Source organism: Hydrogenophaga sp. 2FB (assembly GCF_005503365.1).
Taxonomy (GTDB): Bacteria; Pseudomonadota; Gammaproteobacteria; order Burkholderiales; family Burkholderiaceae_C; genus Hydrogenophaga.
Window position 1 is genome coordinate 15,586 of record NZ_SCML01000040.1, and the last position, 17,749, is coordinate 33,334.

Sequence of the window (17,749 nt, forward strand, 5' to 3'; positions counted from 1 at the left end):
TCAGACCTTCTTGCGCAGCTTTTCGCCGAAAAGACCGTTCGGCTTGAGCACCAACATGATCAACACCACGACATACGGCGCCACGTCCTTGAAGCCCTCGGGCAGATAGAAGCCCGAGAGCGCTTCCACAATGCCGATGATCAGACCGCCCACGATGGCGCCGGGCAGGCTGCTGAAGCCGCCCACCACCGCGGCCGGAAAGGCCTTGAGCCCGATGAAGCCCATGTTGGCGTGCACGAAGGTGATGGGCGCGAGCAGCAGGCCGGCGATGGCGGCCACGGCCGCGGCCAGGCCCCACACCAGGCCGTTGAGCCGCTTGACCGGAATGCCCATGTAGTAGGCCGCGAGCTGGTTCTGCGAGGAGGCCTGCATGGCGATGCCGAGCTTGCTGTAGCGGAACATCGCAAACAGGCCCGTGCACAGGATCGCGGTGGAGCCGATCACCACGATCTGTTCGGCCGACACCACCAGGGTGCCCAAGCGCAGCAACTCGTTGGCGTACGGCACGGGCAGGGTGTGCGTTTCGGTGCCAATGTTGGGCAGCATGGTGATGAGGCCGCGCAGCGTGTAGCCCACGCCGATGGTGAGCATCACGATGGAGAAGGCCGGTTGCCCGAGGATGGGGCGGATCACCACGCGTTCGAGCACCACGCCGAACAGGCCCATGCCCAGGATGGCGGCCGGCACCGAGAGCCAGAACGGAAAGCCCAGCATGGTCATGGTGGCCAGGCCGAAGAAGGCGCCCACCATCATCAGGTCGCCCTGGGCAAAGCTCACGGTTTCGGTGGCCTTGTAGATCAGCACGAAGCCCAGCGCGATCAACCCGTAGATACAGCCCTGGGCCACGCCACTGATCAGCAGCTGCAGCAGTTGCACACATGTCTCCTCGTGTTTTCGCTTGGCGCGGCCACCGGACGGTGTGCGCAATTTATAGCTGTCTTGGCCGCGACCGGCGCTAGGGGTTCTCCCCCATCCTGGGTCGCTGAGGTGAAAGGAAGATTGCTCTCACCCCACCATCACAAGGAAAAGAGTGGCCCTACCCATCACCACGGAAAACCAGGGCGAAGTCTGGGTCGTCACCCTGAACCGCCCTGACGTGCGCAACGCCGTCGACAGTCCTACCGCACAAGCCTTGCACGCGGCATTCCTCGCCTTCGAAGCCGACCCCCAGGCCCGCGTCGCGGTGTTCCACGGCGCGCAAGGCCACTTCTGCGCGGGCTGGGATTTGCAGTACGGCGCCCGCCTGGCCGCCAGCGGCGACACCGGTGCCGGCCTTGACCTCGACTTCGCCGCCGACGACCCGCACGCCCTCGGCCCCATGGGGCCGTCGCGCCTGCAACTCACCAAGCCCGTGATCGCGGCGGTGAGCGGCGCGGCCGTGGCCGGCGGCATGGAGTTGGCCTTGTGGTGCGACATGCGCGTGGTGGAAGAAGACGCCTATTTCGGTGTCTACTGCCGCCGCTTCGGCGTGCCCCTGATCGACGGCGGCACGGTGCGCCTGCCGCGCCTGATCGGCATGGGCCACGCCATGGACCTGATCCTCACGGGCCGCAAGGTCGAGGCCGCGGAAGCCTTGCGGATGGGCCTGGCCAACCGCGTGGTGCCCACCGGCCAGGCGCGCGACGCCGCCATTGCACTGGCGCGCCAGCTCGCCGCGTTTCCGCAAGCGACGATGCGCGCCGACCGCGAGAGCGCGCTGCGCCAGTGGGACTTGCCCTTGGGCGAAGCGCTCCAGCAGGAGTGGGCGCGTGGCAAGGCACGCATTCCCGATGCGCTTGAAGGTGCGCAGCGGTTTGCCGCCGGGCAGGGGCGGCATGGGGCGTTCTGACTCGGGGTGTTCGGTTGGCGAAAACGGTTGAAGTGGCGAACACGTTCATCGCGTGTCCTCTTCCGACTTCCGGACGGTGGTGCGGCGACGGGCCGTCAGTTCGGCACGCTCACCACGTACGCGGCGCCAGCTTCAGCGGCCGATGTGTCGGACGGGTCGCCTTTGCTGTTTTCTCGCGGCGCCCCCACCGCGAGGGTTTGGCCATCGCCCGATAGGCTCATGGCATAACCGAACCAGCTGTTGGAGCGGGTGTTGCTGGCTTTCACATACGCCAGCTGGCGCCAGTTGACGCCGCTGCGGGCAAAGACATACGCCGCCCCCGCTTCGGTGGCCGAGTTGTCGAGCTGGTTGCCGTTGAGCCCGGTGGCGTTGCTGGCCTCCGCGAGAGCACTCACCGCCAGGCGATTGCCATCGGCCGACAAGGCCACGCCTGTGCCAAAAAAGTCGTCCTTGCCGGTGTTGCTGGCTTTCACATAGGCCTGCTGACTCCAGAGTCCTGCCGTGCGGACGAACACATAAGCCGCGCCGGCGTTGGTGCCTGCCGGATCGTTGCCCTGGTTGCCACCGATGCCGATGGCGTTGCTGCTTTCGTTGATCGCGCCCACCGCGAGCGTATCGCCATTGGCGGACAGCGCCACGCTCGCGCCAAACTGGTCGGGTGTGTCGATGGTGCTGGCCTTCACATAGGCTTGCTGGCTCCAGGCGGTGCCGTTGTGGCGGAAGACGTAGACCGCGCCGGAAAGGGGTGCGGCGTTGTTGCCCTGATGGCCGTCGCTGTTTTCGTTGATGGACCCGACGGCCAATGTGTTGCCATCGCCCGAAAGCGACACGCTGGTGCCGAACCCGTCGTCTGTCCCGGTGTTGCTGGCCTTGACATACGCCTCCTGGCTCCAGCTGCCGGCCTGGCGCAGGAACACATACACAGCGCCGGCCTGGCTGGCGGCGTCGTTGTCGGCCAGCGCACTGTCGACACCGGTGACGTCGCTGCTTTCCCTGTACGCCCCCACCGCCAGCCTGTCGCCAGAGGCCGACAGCGTCACGCTGCCGCCGAACAGGTCGTCTGCACCGGTGTTGCTGGCTTTCACATACGCCTGTTGGTTCCAGTTTCCCGCGCTGCGGCTGAAGACATACACCGCCCCCGAACTCAGGGCCGCGTTGTTGGCGGGCGGGTCGATACCCGAGGTATCGCTGTCTTCTCCGATCGCCCCCACCGCCAGGGTGCTGCCGTCCGCAGAAAGGGCCACACTGGTGCCGAACAGGTCGAAGCTCTCCGTGTTGAGGCCCTTCAGGTAGGCCTGCTGAACCCAGGCGTTGCCGTTGCGGGTGAAGACATACACGGCGCCTGCATTGCTGGTGGTATTGCCCTGGTCGCCGTTGACGCCAGTGGCGATGCTGTCTTCCTGCGGCGCTCCGACGGCCAGCGTGCTGCCGTCGGACGACAACGCCACGGTGAGGCCGAACAGGTCCCCGGCGTCGGTGTTCGAGGCTTTGATGTGCTGCAGCGCGCTCACCATCTCAGGCGCAGGCGTGGGATCAGGCGGGGGTGACCCTCCGCAGCCTGCGAGCAAGCAGGCCGCGAACACACCGACGGCGGACAGGAGGGAGGCTTTGCTTTGCCAGATGGCCATGGTGATCGCGCCCATCGCCATGGTTCAGTGGGTGGTGAGGTTCAACACGTACACGGCGCCCGCGTTGGATCTCGTGTTGTCGGTCTGGTCGCCATTGACGCCCGTGGCTCTGCTGCGCTCCAGGGGCGCGCCCGCGGCAAGCGTGCGGCCATCCGCAGACAGGGCCACGCTCGAGCCGAACCCGTCGCCCTGGTCGGTGTTGCTGGCCTTGATGTAGGCCGACGGGCCCCAACTGGCGCCGCTGCTGCGGATAAAGCCATAGACCGCCCCGGCTTCGGGGAACGAATCGTCAAGCGGGTTGCCGCCGATGCCGGTGGCATTGCTTCCCTCCCAGCGTGCCCCGACCACCAGCAAATCGCCGTCGTTCGACAAGGCGAGGCTGTAGCCGAATTGGTCGTCCATGCCCGCGTTGCTGGCCTTCAAGAGGGTGTTTTGGGTCCAGTGGTCTGCGCCGTCGCGGCCGAAGACATACACCGCACCTGCGTCTGCGAGAGAGTCGTCTCCCGGATGCGTGGGTTTGCTGTCTTCATAGGCTGCCCCCACGGCCAGCGTCTTGCCGTCGCCTGACAGGGCCAGGCTGTAACCGAATTGGTCCTGAGCGCCGACGTTGCTGGCCTTCAGATAGGCCTTCTCGGTCCAGGTGTCTGTCACATCGCGGGTGAAGACATAGGCTGCCCCCGCTTGAAAGAGCGAATCGTCTCCAGGGTCGGTGCCGTTGCCTCCTTCATGGATCGCGCCCACGGCCATCGTCTTGCCGTCGTTTGAAAGGGCCACGCTGTAACCGAACTGGTCGCTCAGGCCGGCATTGCTGGCCTTCACATACGCCTTCTGGCTCCAGGCGCTGGCAAGGCTGTCACGCGCAAAGACATAGACGGCGCCCGTGTCGTCTTCCACGTTTGCAGCACCGTCCTCGTTGATCGCGCCCACCGCCAACGTGTTGCCATCGCCAGACAATGCGACGCTTCGGCCGAACTGGTCGTCGCGGTCGGCATTGCTGGCCTTGACATAGGCCTGCTGTGTCCACGTGCCCGCGCTGCGGTGGAAAACATAGACGGCGCCTGCGGCGCCGAACGAGTTGTCACCTTGATCGCCATTGATGGTGTTCGCACTGCTTTTCTCTCCGATGGCGCCCACCGCCAACGTGTTCCCGTCGGCGGACAACGCCACGCTGAACCCGAACTCGTCATACAAATCGGTGTTGCTGGCCTTCACATAGGCTTGTTGCACCCAGGTGTTGCCGCTGCGGAGGAAGACATACACCGCCCCGGCCGCGTCGAGCGATCGGTCGTTGGCGTCGCCGTTGATGCCCGTGGACTTGCTGTCTTCCGTGCGCGCGCCAATGGCCAGCGTGGTGCCATCGGCCGACAGCGCCACGCTGTGGCCGAATCGGGTACCGCTGTTTCCGCTCGACGTCTTGATGTAGTTCAGCGCAGCGGTGATGTCGGGCGCACCTGTATCAGCGCCGGAGCCTGACGATGGTGAGTCTCCGCCGCCGCCTCCGCAACCGGGAAGCGCGAGCGCCATCAGCAGGGCGGAAACGACGAGGATGCCAACTTTGCGTATCGAAGTGATCATGGTGGGTTGGTTGAGGGGGTTGAATCGCGAAAAAGCAGAAAGGTGCGAGGCCTGTTGGACAGGCTCGAGAGACAGGTCATGCGAACCAGAGCACTTGTTCCCGTGCAGGTTCACCGCCATCCGGGAGGTGGTGTGCACGATGCGAAGGTGTGCGGCGTACACGAGCCGTCCGACCCCGCGGGCTTGAGATTCATGAGGTACACCGCGCCTGCCTCGGGCGCCGAGGAGTCGGCCTGGTTGCCGTTGATGCCCTTGGCGTTGCTGCTTTCGCCTGGAGCACCGAACGCCCATGTGAGACCGTCGTCCGAGAGGGCAACGGCGCCAAGCTGCGACAAGACGCGGCTGTTGCTGGCTTTGACGTAGGCTTGTTGAGGCCACGTTCCCCCCTGGCGCGTCAATACATGGGCAGCGCCAGAGTGGTAGACCGTGTCGTTTGTCGAGGTGCCATTGATGCCTTTGGCGTTGCTGCTGTCCACGGGCGCCCCCACTGCCAACGTGTTGCCGTCGCCGGTCAGGGCCACCCGGGAGCCGTATCGGTACTGGGTGTGCGGGTTGTCGGCCCGGACCAGAGCTTGCTGATTCCAACCCCCGACGCTGTGCTCGAAGACGTAGACAGCGCCCGATAGTGGCATTGCATCGCCGGGCCCGCTTTCCTTCGGAGCGCCGACGGCCAGTGTGCTGCCATTGGTCGACAGCGCAACGCTTTGGCCGAACTCATCGCCCGCCCCGATGTTGCTGGCTTTCAAGTAGGCCTGCTGCGTCCAGGTGCCCGTGGCGTCGTGGCCGAATGTGTAGACCGCGCCGGCCGCCGGAGCCGATGTATTTGCCTGGTTTCCATCGGCACTGGCTTCATAAACCGCGCCCACCCCCAACGTGTGACCGTCCCCCGAAAGCGCCACGCTGGTGCCAAATTGCGCGTCCTGCTTGGCGTTGCTGGCTTTCAAATAGGCCTTTTGGGTCCAGATGTCGGCCTGGTTGCGGGCAAAGACATAGACCGCACCGGCCGCCAGAGCCATTTCATTGGGAACGGTGGAGGTGCTGCTGGCGTCGCCGTTTTCAAAAGGCGCCCCCACGGCCAGCGTGCGACCATCGGCCGCCAAAGCGATGCTTGTGCCGAACGTATCGCCTGCGCCTATGTTGCCGGCCTTCAAGTAATCGCGTTGTGTCCACACCGTGGCGCTTCGGGTGAAGACGTACACCGCGCCAGAATCCTGAAAGGAGTCGTCGCCGGGGGTAGTGACGTCGTTGCTGTCTTCAGAAGGTGCCCCAACCGCCAGCACGTTGCCGTCGGCCGACAACGCCACGCTCCAACCAAAGTTGTCGAATAGGCCCAGGTTGGGGGCCTTCAGGTACGCTTGCTGAACCCAGGTGTTGCCGCTGCGCACGAAGATATACACCGCACCCGATTCGTCCAGCGCGTTGTTGAGTTCGTTGCCGTCGCTGTCTTCCAAGGGCGCCGAAACCGCCAACGTGTTTCCGTCGGCCGACAGCACAGTAACGCCTCCGAACCAGTCACCCGCGTCCGTGTTCGAGGCTTTGATGTAGTGGATCGCCATCTCCACGTTCGCCATCTCCCCGTCTGGCACGGGTGAGCCGCCGCAACTCCCGAGCAACAACGCCAGTAGCAGGCCGGCCAGGGAGTGAAATCGAAGCTTGAACAGGGTGGAGGACATGAGATGGGCCCGGGCCTTGGTTGCCATGCGCGCAGAACGCGGTGCATGTTGGCCAAGGGGACATCCCCAGTGGCGCACTACTGAGGAACACACTGGAAAAACGGGTTCCAGTCGCTAAAGGAATTTTTTAAGATGGGCACATGACCGCAGCCGACCCTCACGACAACCCCGCCGACGTTCTCGTGCTGCAGCACCTCGTCGAAGACGGCCCGGGTTTCCTCGGCCAATGGCTCGATGCGCAAGGGTTTTCCTGGCATCTGCGCTGTGCCGAGGAGGGCGACCTGTACCCCAGCTCGGTTCGGGGTTACCGCGGTCTGGCGGTGCTCGGCGGCGCGTGGAGCGCGAACGACGAGCGCCCCACGTTGCGCCAGGCCGAAGCACTCATCCGCGAGGCCGTTGCCCTGGGCATACCCGTGCTCGGGCACTGCCTCGGCGCCCAACTGATGGCGAAGGCCCTGGGCGGTCGGGTGGAGCGTTTGCCGCAGCCCGAGGTGGGCTGGTGGCCGATCGCGCACAACGGCAGCGCGTTGGCGCGGCACTGGCTCGGGGATGAGCCGAGGTCCACCGTCTACCAGTGGCACCAGGACGGTTTCACGGAACTGCCGCCAGGCGCCGAGTCGCTGGCGTCATCACCCGTCTGCGCGCACCAGGCCTTCGCGCTCGGGCCGCATTTGGCGATGCAGTTCCACGTCGAGATCACGCCCGAAAAGATCGCCGACTGGCTGGAGAAGCCGGGTGAAGCCTATGTGGTGAACGTGCTGATGCACCGCGACAGCGTGCAGGACCCGGCGTCGATGAACGCGGCCACCGCGCGCCACCTCGCGGGCAGCGAGGCGTTGGCCGACCACATCTACCGCCGCTGGCGATCCGGCTGGCCCGCGGCTTAGTTCGTGGGCGGCTGGATCGGCCGGGGGCGCCCCTCCATGTCGATGGCCACATAGGTCAGGCTGGCTTCCGTCACTTTCACGTACTGGCCCTGCTCGGAGAAGCGTTCGGCGTACACCTCCACCTGCACCGTCACCGAGGTGCGGCCCACGCGCGTGACCTGGCTGAAGAAGCTCAGGATGTCGCCCACGCGCACCGGCTGCTTGAAGATGAACTGGTTCACCGCCACGGTGGCCTGGCGGCCACGCGTGATGCGTGCGGGCAACACCGCGCCAGCCAGATCGACTTGCGCCATGACCCAGCCCCCGAAGATGTCGCCGTTGGCGTTGCAGTCGCCGGGCATGGGAATGACCTTCAGGACCAGTTCCCGGTCGGTGGGCAGGGCGGTGGGGCTTGATTCGTGGGACATGGGCACAATCTCTGGACAACGGTCCCCATTCTCACGCATGCGCCACGACACCTCTTCTCGAACCTCCCTGGCCATACCCGCCGGCCCCGGTGCACCTGGCGCCCCACCCGCACCGCCCCGTTCAGACTGGGCCACGCTCAAGCGCCTGCTGCCCTACCTGTGGCAGTACAAGGTGCGCGTGGTGCTGGCGCTGGCCTTCATGGTGGCCGCAAAAACGGCCAACGTGGGCGTGCCGCTGTTGCTGAAGGAGCTGGTGGACGCGATGACCATCAAGCCCGGCAGCATCGAATCGATGCTGGTGGTGCCGCTGGGCCTGCTGCTGGCGTATGGCTTGCTGCGCCTGTCCACCAGCGTCTTCACCGAACTGCGCGAACTCGTGTTCGCCAAGGCCACCGAGGGCGCCACACGCAGCATCGCGCTGCAGGTGTTCGGCCACTTGCACGCGCTGAGCCTGCGCTTTCACCTGGAGCGCCAGACCGGCGGCATGACGCGCGACATCGAGCGCGGCACGCGCGGCGTGCAGTCGCTCATTTCGTACTCGCTCTACAGCATCTTCCCCACGTTGATCGAGGTGGTGATGGTGCTCACCTTGCTGGGCACGAAATTCGACATGGGCTACGTGTGGATCACCCTGGTGGCGCTGGTGCTGTACGTGTCCTTCACGGTCACCGTCACCGAGTGGCGCACGAAGTTTCGCCGCCAGATGAACGAACTGGAGTCCACCAGCCAGAGCCGCGCCATCGACTCGCTGCTGAACTACGAAACCGTCAAGTACTTCAACAACGAGACCTTCGAGGCGCACCGCTACGACGCGGCGCTGGAGAAATTGCGCCGCGCGCGCATCAAGAGCCAGACCACGCTGTCCATGCTCAACGCGGGGCAGCAAGTGGTGATTGCCGTGGCGCTGGTGCTCATGCTCTGGCGCGCCACACAAGGCGTGGTCAGTGGTGAACTCACGCTGGGCGATCTGGTCATGGTCAACGCCTTCATGATCCAGCTCTACATCCCGCTGGGTTTTCTGGGCGTGCTCTACCGTGAGATCAAGCAGAGCCTGACCGACCTGGAGAAGATGTTCGTGCTGCTGGAGAAGGAGCGCGAGATCGCCGACGTGCCTGGTGCGCAACCACTGGCGCTGCATGGCGCACCGGCCGTGAAGTTCGAGCACGTGCGCTTCTCCTACGAGCCGGCGCGCGAGATCCTGCATGGCATCAGCTTCGAGATTCCACCGGGCAAGACGGTGGCGGTGGTCGGCCCCTCGGGTTCGGGCAAGAGCACGCTGGCGCGCCTGCTCTACCGGTTTTATGACGTGAGCAATGCGCAAGAGGGCGGGCGCATCTGCATCGACGGGCAGGACATCAAGGGCGTGACGCAGGCCAGCGTGCGCCAGTCGATCGGCATCGTGCCGCAGGACACGGTGCTGTTCAACGACACCATCGAATACAACATCCTCTACGGTCGCCCGGATGCCGGGCACGAGGCGGCGGTGCAGGCGGCGAAAGCGGCGCACATCCACAGCTTCATCGAGCGTCTGCCGTTGGGCTACGCCACGGCCGTGGGTGAGCGTGGCCTGAAACTGTCGGGTGGCGAGAAGCAGCGCGTGGCGATTGCCCGCACGCTGCTGAAGAACCCTCCGATCGTGATCTTCGACGAAGCCACCTCGGCGCTGGACTCGGCCAACGAGCGCGCGATCCAGGCCGAACTCAAGAGCGCGGCGCGCAACAAGACCACGCTGGTGATCGCGCACCGGCTTTCCACCGTGGTGGATGCGCACGAAATCCTGGTGCTGGTGAATGGCGAGATCGTGGAGCGCGGCACGCACGGCGATCTGGTCGCGCGGGGTGGGGTGTACGCGGGGATGTGGGCCTTGCAGCAAAGTGGGGCGGATTGAAAGCCGGCCCGACTCGCCATAATCGCCTTCCATATGGAAACCAAATGGCTGGAAGATTTCGTCAGTCTCGCTGAAACGCGCAGCTTCAGCCGCTCGGCACAGCTGCGCCACGTCACCCAGCCCGCCTTCTCGCGCCGCATCCAGTCGCTGGAAGCCTGGGCCGGCACCGATCTGGTGGACCGGTCGTCCTACCCCACGCGCCTCACGCCCGCCGGCCAGACCCTGTACGACCAGGCGCTGGAAATGCTGCAGGCGCTGCAAAGCACACGGGCCACGCTGCGCGCACACACCGCGGCCGCGCAGGACGTGATCGAGTTCGCCTTGCCGCACACGCTGGCGTTCACGTTCTTCCCCTCCTGGCTCTCGGGGTTGCGCGAAACCTGCGGCCCGATCAAGAGCCGGCTGATCGCCCTGAACGTGCACGACGCGGTGCTGCGGCTGGTGGAGGGCAGCTGCGACCTGCTGATCGCCTACCACCACGCGACGCAACCGATCCAGCTCGATGCCACGCGCTACGAAATGCTGCCCCTGGGCACCGAGTTGCTGGCACCCTATGTGCGCCCGGACGCGGAAGGCCGCCCGCTGTTCGGATTGCCCGGCACGCAGCTGCAGCCATGCCCTTATCTGGCGTATGCGCCAGGCGCCTACCTGGGGCGGGCGGTGGACCATATGCTCAAGCAAAGCAGCACACCGATGCACCTGGACCGCATTTACGAGACCGACATGGCCGAGGGCTTGAAGGCCATGGCGCTCGAAGGCCATGGCATCGCCTTCCTGCCCGCCAGCGCGGTGCGCAAGGAGGTGCGCTCGCGCAAGCTGGTGCCGGCGGCCGATGGGCTGGAGATGGCGCTGGACATCCGCATCTACCGCGAACGGCCCATGGGCCGCAAGATCAAAAGCTCGGTCGAGAAGTTCTGGAACGACTTGAGCCAACGCATCGAAGCACCCTGATCCAGCCCGTTTCACGGGCTTGTCGCCTGCGCGGCTAACCCGGATGGCCCATCGCGACCATTAGGGTAAATTCGGACATGAACGGTTTGCATGGGCACTGCCGCAATCGGCATTGGCGCGGCCTCGGTGCGCTGGCTACAGTCGCTGGCTTCGCCCTCCACAGGGTGGGAATTCCCGGGTGGAACGGAGCTTGCGTAAGGAGCATCATCCAGAGGCCTCCAGCCCTGTTCAGGGCTGGGCACTTCATTGCAAACTTCAGTTCGTTTTTTGTTCACAAGCAAGGAGATCCATATGAAAAAGCACCTGCTCGCGTTGGCCATCACCACACTGGCCGCCAGCAGCGCCTTTGCACAAGCCGGCGACACGCTGGCCAAGATCAAGGCGTCCGGCAGTGTGTCCCTGGGCGTGCGTGAGTCGTCTGGCCTGGGCTACACCCTGGGCAACGGCAAATACGTGGGCTTCCACACCGAAATGGGCGAGCGCGTCCTGGCCGACATCCAGAAGCAACTGGGCCTGGCCAAGCTGAACATCGTCTACCAACCCGTGACCTCGCAGAACCGCATTCCGCTGGTGCAGAACGGCACGGTCGACATCGAGTGCGGCTCGACCACGAACAACGCCACGCGCCAGAAAGACGTGTCCTTCGCCGTGACCACCTACGTGGAAGAAGTGCGCATCGCCGTCAAGGCAAGCTCCGGCATCAACGCCATCAAGGACCTCAACGGCAAGACCGTGGCCACCACCACCGGCACCACCTCGGTGCAGACCCTGCGCAAGAACGAGCGCGCTGGTGGCATCGACTTCAAGGAGGTCTACGGCAAGGACCACGCCGACAGCTTCCTGCTGCTGGAATCGGGCCGCGCCGACGCCTTCGTGATGGACGGCTCCATCCTGGCCGCCAACATCTCCAAATCCAAGGCACCCAACGACTTCAAGATCGTCGGTGAAGTGCTGTCGGTCGAGCCGATCGCCTGCATGCTGCGCAAGGACGACGCCGCCTTCAAGAAGGCCGTGGACGACAGCATCAAGCGCCAGATCGCCGACGGCTCGCTCGCCAAGCTGTACGACAAGTGGTTCATGCAGCCGATTCCGCCCGCGAACGTGAAGGTGGGTCTGCCCATGTCCGACGCCACCAAGGCGGCATGGGCCAACCCGAACGACAAGCCGATGGAAGACTACGCCAAGAAGTAAGCACGCAAGCGCTTCCTTCACGCCCCTTCAAGTGGACCATTTGAAGGGGCGTTTTCCTAGAAGCCCGTGAACCGCGATGCGGTGCGAGGCGATAACAAGAAAGGATTCCTATGGCCTGGGATTGGCAGGTGTTCTGCGAGGACACCATCGAGCGGCAGCCAGTGGCAAGCTGCTTTGGCAAAGGGGGGGACATCACGTACCTGGACTGGATGCTCTCCGCCTGGGGCTGGACGGTGTCCGTGTCGCTGCTGGCCTTGTTGCTGGCGCTGGTGCTGGGCCTGATCATCGGCACGCTGCGCACCTTGCCCGACCGGCCCATGGTGGTGCGCCTGGGCAATGCCTGGGTCGAGCTGTTCCGCAACATCCCGCTCCTGGTGCAGATCTTTCTCTGGTACCACGTGCTGCCCGCCATGTTCCCGGTGCTGCAGGGCATCCCGGGCTTCGTGCTGGTGGTGTTTGCGCTGGGCCTCTTCACCTCGGCACGCATTGCCGAGCAGGTGCGCTCGGGCATTCAGGCATTGCCGCGTGGCCAGCGCTACGCCGGCATGGCCATGGGGTTCACCACGTTCCAGTACTACCGCTACGTGCTGCTGCCCATGGCGTTTCGCATCATCATCCCGCCGCTGACCAGCGAGACGATGAACATCTTCAAGAACTCCTCGGTGGCGTTCGCGGTGTCCGTGTCCGAGCTGACCATGTTCGCGATGCAGGCGCAGGAAGAGACCTCGCGCGGCGTCGAGGTGTACCTGGCCGTGACCGGCCTCTACATCATCTCGGCCTTCGCCATCAACCGCCTCATGGCCTTCATCGAAAAGCGCGTGCGCATACCGGGCTTCGTGGTGGCCGGCGGGACGGGGGGGCACTGACATGAACCTCAATCTCGACTTTTCGTTCTACAACTGGGACCTGCTCAGCAACTTCGTGCTGAATGGTCTGTACTTCAGCCTGATGCTGACCATCGTGGCCACGCTGGGCGGCATCTTCTTCGGCACCATCCTCGCGCTCATGCGCCTGTCGGGCAAGAAGTGGCTGGACACGCCGGCCGCCATCTACGTCAACGGCATGCGCAGCATTCCGCTGGTGATGGTGATCCTGTGGTTCTTCCTGCTCGTGCCGTTGCTCATCGGGCGGCCGATCGGCGCGGAGGTGTCGGCGGTGATCACCTTCGTGGCGTTCGAGGCGGCCTACTTCAGCGAGATCATGCGAGCCGGCATCCAGTCGATCGCCCGCGGCCAGGTGCATGCCGGCCAGGCGCTGGGCATGACCTACGGACAGAACATGAAGCTGGTGGTGCTGCCGCAGGCGTTCCGCAACATGCTGCCGGTGCTGCTCACGCAGACCATCATCCTGTTCCAGGACACCTCGCTTGTGTACGCCATCGGCGCCTACGACATGCTCAAGGGCTTCGAGGTCGCGGGCAAGAACTTCGGACGCCCGATCGAGGCCTACCTCGCCGCTGCCGTGGTCTATTTTGTGATGTGCTACGCGCTGTCCTGGCTGGTCAAGCGGCTGCACAAGAAGATCGCCATCATCCGTTGACGCACACGAAAACGCAGAAATCAGGAATCGCCATGATTGAACTCAAGAACGTCTCCAAGTGGTATGGCCCCGTGCAGGTGCTGACCGATTGCTCCACCACCATCCAGAAGGGTGAAGTGGTCGTGGTCTGCGGCCCGTCGGGCTCGGGCAAGTCGACCCTCATCAAGACCATCAACGCGCTCGAGCCCTTCCAGAAGGGCGAGATCACGGTCGATGGCATCGCCGTGCACGATCCCAAGACCAATCTGCCCAAGCTGCGCAGCCGCGTGGGCATGGTGTTCCAGCACTTCGAGCTGTTCCCGCACCTGTCGGTGACCGAGAACCTCACGATCGCGCAGATCAAGGTGCTGGGTCGCACGCCCGACGATGCCAGGAAGCGCGGCCTCAAGATGCTCGACCGCGTGGGCCTGTCGCTGCACAAGGACAAGTTCCCGGGGCAGCTCTCGGGCGGTCAGCAGCAGCGCGTGGCGATCGCCCGTGCCTTGTCGATGGACCCGATCGTGATGCTGTTCGACGAACCCACCTCGGCGCTCGACCCCGAGATGGTCGGCGAGGTGCTCGACGTGATGGTCGGGCTGGCGCACGAAGGCATGACCATGATGTGCGTGACGCACGAAATGGGCTTCGCGCGCAAGGTCAGCAACCGCGTGATCTTCATGGACGTGGGTGGCAAGATCCTGGAAGACTGCTCCAAGGACGACTTCTTCGACAAACCCGAAGACCGCCAGCCGCGCACCAAGGACTTCCTCAACAAGATCCTGGGGCACTAGAGGTTCCCCCCCCCCGCGCCGCCTGCGGCGTCACCCCCCAGGGGGCGCACCCTGGGACCGGCAAAGCCGGATCCTCGGGTGCTCTGGAATCGTGCACGTCGCGCCGGAGACTGGCGCAACGATCCGGCGCCGGGCAGCGGCGCAACGTGGGGCTCGAGTGTGACAATAGCGCCCCATGAACACCCGCGCCCTCGACACCCTCACCATCACCCGACCCGACGACTGGCACCTGCACGTGCGCGATGGCGACGCGCTGCGCACCACGGTGCCGCACTCCGCCGCCCAGTTCGGGCGCGCGCTCATCATGCCCAACCTGCGCCCGCCGGTGACCACCGCGGCGCTGGCCCTGGCCTACCGCGAACGCATCCTCGCCGCCGTGCCCCAAGGCCTGTCGTTCGAGCCGCTGATGACGCTCTACCTCACCGACAACCTGCCGCCCGACGAGATCGTGCGCGCCAAGGACGCCGGCGTGGTGGCCCTCAAGCTCTACCCGGCCGGCGCCACCACCAACAGCGACGCCGGCGTGACCGACATCCGCAAAACCTACAAGACGTTGGAGGCCATGCAGCGCGCCGGCGTGCTGCTGTTGGTGCACGGTGAGGTGACGAACCCCGACGTCGACCTGTTCGACCGCGAGGCGGTGTTCATCGACGAGCAGCTGATTCCGCTGCGGCGCGATTTTCCCGAGTTGAAGATCGTGATGGAGCACATCACCACGAAGGAAGGTGCTGAGTACGTGGCCGAAGCCGGCCCCTTCACCACGGCCACGATCACCGCGCACCACCTGCTGTTCAACCGCAACGCCATCTTCACCGGCGGCATCCGCCCGCACTACTACTGCCTGCCGGTGCTCAAGCGCGAGGTCCACCGCCAGGCCCTGGTGGCGGCGGCCACCAGCGGCAGCGACCGCTTCTTCCTCGGTACCGACAGCGCGCCGCATGCGGCCCACTTGAAGGAACACGCCATGGGCTGCGCCGGCTGCTACACCGCGCACGCCGCGATCGAGATGTACGCCGAAGCGTTCGACAACGCGGGCGCGCTCGACAAACTGGAAGCCTTCGCCAGCTTCAACGGCCCGGCCTTCTACGGCCTGCCGCGCAACAGCGGCACCATCACGCTGCAGCGCGAGAGCTGGACCACGCCCGAGAGCTTCCGCTTCGGCGAAGCCGATCTCAAACCGCTGCGCGGCGGCGAAACGCTGCCGTGGAGGCTCAAGGCCTGAACCCGGCCACCGCCGCGATCGACTGGGCTGCGCCCTGGTTCGCGCCGCTCGCGGCCGAAGGGCGCGCGGCGGGGCAACACCTCGCGCACGGCCACGCCGTGCCGCAAGCCTTGGGCATGTCGGGCGCGTGCCCGGTGCGCTTCGTGCCCCAGACCGAACTGCCGGCCGGCACGGCCTACGAGCAGTTCATCTTCGACACCGGCGCGGTGCCCACGCGCGAGAACCTGCACGACTTCTTCAACGGCCTGTGCTGGCTGCGCTTCCCGCTCACCAAGCAGCGCCTGAACCGGTTGCAGGCGGCGCAGATCGCCGCCGATGGTGTGCGCGACGTGCGCGGGCCGGTGCGCGATGCGCTCACGCTGTTCGACGAAAACGCCGCGCTGCTGCAAGCGCCGCAGCCTGTGTGGAACGCCTTGGTCGAGCGCGACTGGACCGCCTTGTTCGTCACGCTGCGCCCGCTCTGGTCGCAGGCGCGGCTGGTGCTGTTCGGCCATGCCTTGCTGGAAAAACTGGTTGTGCCCTACAAGTCGATCACCGCCCATGTGTTCCGCGAGGCGGTGCCCGCATCGCTCGGTGACGACCTCACCGCATGGGATGCCTGGCTGGCGCAGACCTTGAACGCGCCGCTGCTGGCCAGCAAGCCCTTCACACCCTTGCCGGTGCTGGGCGTGCCCGGCTGGTGGGCGGCCAACAACGATCCCGCTTACTATGCCGATGCCCAGGTGTTTCGCCCTCGGCGCATCGACAACTCCACCGCATCATGAACGCACCCGCATCGCCCTCGTGGTCCCACCTGAACCTGGCGCACGGCGCCGACCGTGCCGAGCTGACCGCGCATTTCCGCGCCACGGGTGTGCGCGATGTGGAGTGCCTGTTCGCCGACGTCACCGGCTACCCGCGCGGCAAGCTCATGCCCGCGGCCAGCTTCGCGGCCGGTGGCGAACTGCGCATCTGCCAGGCGATTCCGATGCAGTGCGTGACCGGTGAGTACTCCTACAACCCGATTTTTCCCGACAGCGACCCGGACGTGCGCCTCGTGCCCGACATGGCCACGCTCAAGCGCGCACCCTGGGCCAGCGTGCCGCGTTACCTGGCGGTGCACGATTGCGTGGAGCTGGACGGCAGCCTGTGCGAATTCGCGCCGCGCTCGGTGCTGAAGAACGTGGTGGCGCGTTACAGCGCGATGGGTCTCACGCCGGTGGTGGCGCCCGAGATCGAGTTCTACCTGACCGCGGCCATGACCGACCCGGCGCAACCACTGACCGCGCCCACCGGGCGCGGCGGCCGACCCGAAGTGGGACAGTCGGCCTTCAGCCTGAATGCGCTCAACGAACTGGCACCGTTCTGGGACGCGTTCCACGCCGCCATCGACGCGCTCGGCATTCGCGCCGACACCTGGCTGCACGAGGTGGGCCCGAGCCAGTACGAGATCAACCTGCTGCACGGCGACCCGGTGGCCGTGGCCGACCAGGCCTTCCTGTTCAAGACCGCCGCGCGCGAGATCGCGCTGCAGCACGGCCTGAACGCGGTCTTCATGGCCAAGCCCATCGCGGGCGAGGCGGGCAGCTCGATGCACCTGCACCAGAGCGTGGTGGACGCCGACGGCCGCAACATCTTCAGCCAGGCCGACGGTTCGGCCAGCGACGCCTTCCTGCACTACATCGGCGGGCTGCAGGCCTACACGCCCGACCTCACGCTGGTCTATGCGCCGACGGTGAACTCATACCGCCGTTACGTCACCGGCAGCCAGGCGCCCGTCAATGTGGAATGGGGCTACGACAACCGCACCGCTGGCCTGCGCGTGCCGGTGAGTCCGCCGGCCGCGCGCCGGGTGGAAAACCGTTTGGCCGGTGCGGACGCCAACCCCTACCTCGCGATCGCCGCCACGCTGGCCGCGGGTCTGGCCGGCCTGCAAGAGAAGCACCTGCCGGGCGACCCGGTGCAAGGCAACGGCTACGACCTGCCGCGCGGCCTGCCGCGAACTTTTTCCACCGCCCACGAACAAATGGCCCAGAGCGCGCATGCGCCGCGGTTGCTGGGCGAGCGTTTCGTGCGCGCCTACCTGGCGGTCAAGGCGCTGGAGCACGACAGTTTTCTGAACGAGATCAGCCCCTGGGAACGCCGCTTCCTGTTGCCTCAGGTGTGAGACAAAAACTTGAAGAACCACGCCGCAGCCCCACGTATCCTTAC

Annotated in this window: 16 protein-coding genes; 11 read left to right on the forward strand and 5 right to left on the reverse strand. The window is 65.5% G+C overall.

Annotated features, from left to right (window positions below):
* Nucleotides 1-876, reverse strand: a complete 876-nt coding sequence (locus FFS09_RS21075) for a branched-chain amino acid ABC transporter permease (protein WP_137920872.1) — start codon at nucleotides 874-876, stop codon at nucleotides 1-3.
* Nucleotides 877-1,030: 154 nt separating this feature from the next.
* Between FFS09_RS21075 and FFS09_RS21080 the strand changes: the two genes are divergently transcribed.
* A complete protein-coding gene (locus FFS09_RS21080) occupies nucleotides 1,031-1,828 on the forward strand; it encodes a crotonase/enoyl-CoA hydratase family protein (RefSeq protein ID WP_137920873.1) in 798 nt (265 codons plus the stop codon).
* A gap of 95 nt (nucleotides 1,829-1,923) precedes the next feature.
* On the opposite strand, the gene FFS09_RS21085 is transcribed toward FFS09_RS21080, so the two are convergent.
* From FFS09_RS21085 to FFS09_RS21095, 3 genes are read right to left on the reverse strand one after another with little or no spacing between them, the layout of a single operon-like run.
* Nucleotides 1,924-3,477, reverse strand: a complete 1,554-nt coding sequence (locus tag FFS09_RS21085; protein ID WP_137920874.1) for an integrin — start codon at nucleotides 3,475-3,477, stop codon at nucleotides 1,924-1,926.
* Between the two features lie 3 nt (nucleotides 3,478-3,480).
* Nucleotides 3,481-5,169, reverse strand: coding sequence for an FG-GAP repeat protein (locus tag FFS09_RS21090; RefSeq protein ID WP_212745136.1), 1,689 nt, complete (start codon nucleotides 5,167-5,169; stop codon nucleotides 3,481-3,483).
* Nucleotides 5,142-6,704 carry an integrin gene (locus FFS09_RS21095; protein ID WP_171020126.1) on the reverse strand — a complete coding sequence of 521 codons (1,563 nt, stop codon included), beginning with the start codon at nucleotides 6,702-6,704 and terminating at the stop codon, nucleotides 5,142-5,144. The genes FFS09_RS21090 and FFS09_RS21095 overlap by 28 nt, the downstream gene beginning before the upstream one ends.
* 140 nt (nucleotides 6,705-6,844) lie before the next feature.
* On the opposite strand from FFS09_RS21095, the gene FFS09_RS21100 reads away from it, so the two are divergent.
* Entirely contained in the window at nucleotides 6,845-7,591 is a 747-nt protein-coding gene (locus FFS09_RS21100; protein WP_137920877.1) for a type 1 glutamine amidotransferase, read from the forward strand.
* Here FFS09_RS21100 and FFS09_RS21105 read toward each other — a convergent pair.
* Entirely contained in the window at nucleotides 7,588-7,998 is a 411-nt protein-coding gene (locus tag FFS09_RS21105) for an acyl-CoA thioesterase (RefSeq protein ID WP_137920878.1), read from the reverse strand. The genes FFS09_RS21100 and FFS09_RS21105 overlap by 4 nt on opposite strands.
* 37 nt (nucleotides 7,999-8,035) lie before the next feature.
* Between FFS09_RS21105 and FFS09_RS21110 the strand changes: the two genes are divergently transcribed.
* The 9 genes from FFS09_RS21110 (at nucleotide 8,036) to FFS09_RS21150 (ending at nucleotide 17,705) form a co-directional block, all read left to right on the forward strand.
* Nucleotides 8,036-9,886, forward strand: coding sequence for an ABCB family ABC transporter ATP-binding protein/permease (locus tag FFS09_RS21110; protein WP_137920879.1), 1,851 nt, complete (start codon nucleotides 8,036-8,038; stop codon nucleotides 9,884-9,886).
* Nucleotides 9,887-9,919: 33 nt separating this feature from the next.
* Nucleotides 9,920-10,837 (forward strand): LysR substrate-binding domain-containing protein, encoded by a 918-nt coding sequence (locus tag FFS09_RS21115; protein ID WP_137920880.1) that lies wholly within the window; start codon nucleotides 9,920-9,922, stop codon nucleotides 10,835-10,837.
* 291 nt (nucleotides 10,838-11,128) lie between these two features.
* Entirely contained in the window at nucleotides 11,129-12,028 is a 900-nt protein-coding gene (locus tag FFS09_RS21120) for a transporter substrate-binding domain-containing protein (protein WP_137920881.1), read from the forward strand.
* 110 nt (nucleotides 12,029-12,138) lie between these two features.
* The gene (locus tag FFS09_RS21125; RefSeq protein WP_137920882.1) at nucleotides 12,139-12,894 is read left to right on the forward strand and encodes an amino acid ABC transporter permease; all 756 of its coding nucleotides are present in this window, start codon (nucleotides 12,139-12,141) and stop codon (nucleotides 12,892-12,894) included.
* 1 nt (nucleotide 12,895) lies between these two features.
* Nucleotides 12,896-13,567, forward strand: coding sequence for an amino acid ABC transporter permease (locus FFS09_RS21130; protein ID WP_137920883.1), 672 nt, complete (start codon nucleotides 12,896-12,898; stop codon nucleotides 13,565-13,567).
* Between the two features lie 32 nt (nucleotides 13,568-13,599).
* Nucleotides 13,600-14,337, forward strand: a complete 738-nt coding sequence (locus FFS09_RS21135) for an amino acid ABC transporter ATP-binding protein (RefSeq protein ID WP_137920884.1) — start codon at nucleotides 13,600-13,602, stop codon at nucleotides 14,335-14,337.
* A 175-nt stretch (nucleotides 14,338-14,512) separates the two neighbouring features.
* Entirely contained in the window at nucleotides 14,513-15,559 is a 1,047-nt protein-coding gene (gene pyrC / locus FFS09_RS21140; RefSeq protein ID WP_137920885.1) for a dihydroorotase, read from the forward strand.
* Nucleotides 15,541-16,323 carry a DUF3025 domain-containing protein gene (locus tag FFS09_RS21145; RefSeq protein WP_252374462.1) on the forward strand — a complete coding sequence of 261 codons (783 nt, stop codon included), beginning with the start codon at nucleotides 15,541-15,543 and terminating at the stop codon, nucleotides 16,321-16,323. Before pyrC ends, FFS09_RS21145 begins: the two co-directional genes overlap by 19 nt.
* Nucleotides 16,320-17,705 carry a glutamine synthetase family protein gene (locus FFS09_RS21150; RefSeq protein WP_212745137.1) on the forward strand — a complete coding sequence of 462 codons (1,386 nt, stop codon included), beginning with the start codon at nucleotides 16,320-16,322 and terminating at the stop codon, nucleotides 17,703-17,705. Before FFS09_RS21145 ends, FFS09_RS21150 begins: the two co-directional genes overlap by 4 nt.
* The last annotated feature ends 44 nt before the right edge of the window (nucleotides 17,706-17,749 follow it).

What these genes read in the sequence shown, in the direction of transcription:
- FFS09_RS21100 (WP_137920877.1), top strand. Translation starts at nt 6,845, where the DNA reads ATGACCGCAGCCGACCCTCACGACAACCCCGCCGACGTTCTCGTGCTG.
- FFS09_RS21105 (WP_137920878.1), bottom strand. Translation starts at nt 7,998, where the DNA reads ATGTCCCACGAATCAAGCCCCACCGCCCTGCCCACCGACCGGGAACTG.
- FFS09_RS21115 (WP_137920880.1), top strand. Translation starts at nt 9,920, where the DNA reads ATGGAAACCAAATGGCTGGAAGATTTCGTCAGTCTCGCTGAAACGCGC.
- FFS09_RS21135 (WP_137920884.1), top strand. Translation starts at nt 13,600, where the DNA reads ATGATTGAACTCAAGAACGTCTCCAAGTGGTATGGCCCCGTGCAGGTG.
- FFS09_RS21120 (WP_137920881.1), top strand. Translation starts at nt 11,129, where the DNA reads ATGAAAAAGCACCTGCTCGCGTTGGCCATCACCACACTGGCCGCCAGC.
- pyrC (WP_137920885.1), top strand. Translation starts at nt 14,513, where the DNA reads ATGAACACCCGCGCCCTCGACACCCTCACCATCACCCGACCCGACGAC.
- FFS09_RS21085 (WP_137920874.1), bottom strand. Translation starts at nt 3,477, where the DNA reads ATGGCGATGGGCGCGATCACCATGGCCATCTGGCAAAGCAAAGCCTCC.
- FFS09_RS21095 (WP_171020126.1), bottom strand. Translation starts at nt 6,704, where the DNA reads ATGTCCTCCACCCTGTTCAAGCTTCGATTTCACTCCCTGGCCGGCCTG.
- FFS09_RS21130 (WP_137920883.1), top strand. Translation starts at nt 12,896, where the DNA reads ATGAACCTCAATCTCGACTTTTCGTTCTACAACTGGGACCTGCTCAGC.
- FFS09_RS21125 (WP_137920882.1), top strand. Translation starts at nt 12,139, where the DNA reads ATGGCCTGGGATTGGCAGGTGTTCTGCGAGGACACCATCGAGCGGCAG.
- FFS09_RS21150 (WP_212745137.1), top strand. Translation starts at nt 16,320, where the DNA reads ATGAACGCACCCGCATCGCCCTCGTGGTCCCACCTGAACCTGGCGCAC.
- FFS09_RS21110 (WP_137920879.1), top strand. Translation starts at nt 8,036, where the DNA reads ATGCGCCACGACACCTCTTCTCGAACCTCCCTGGCCATACCCGCCGGC.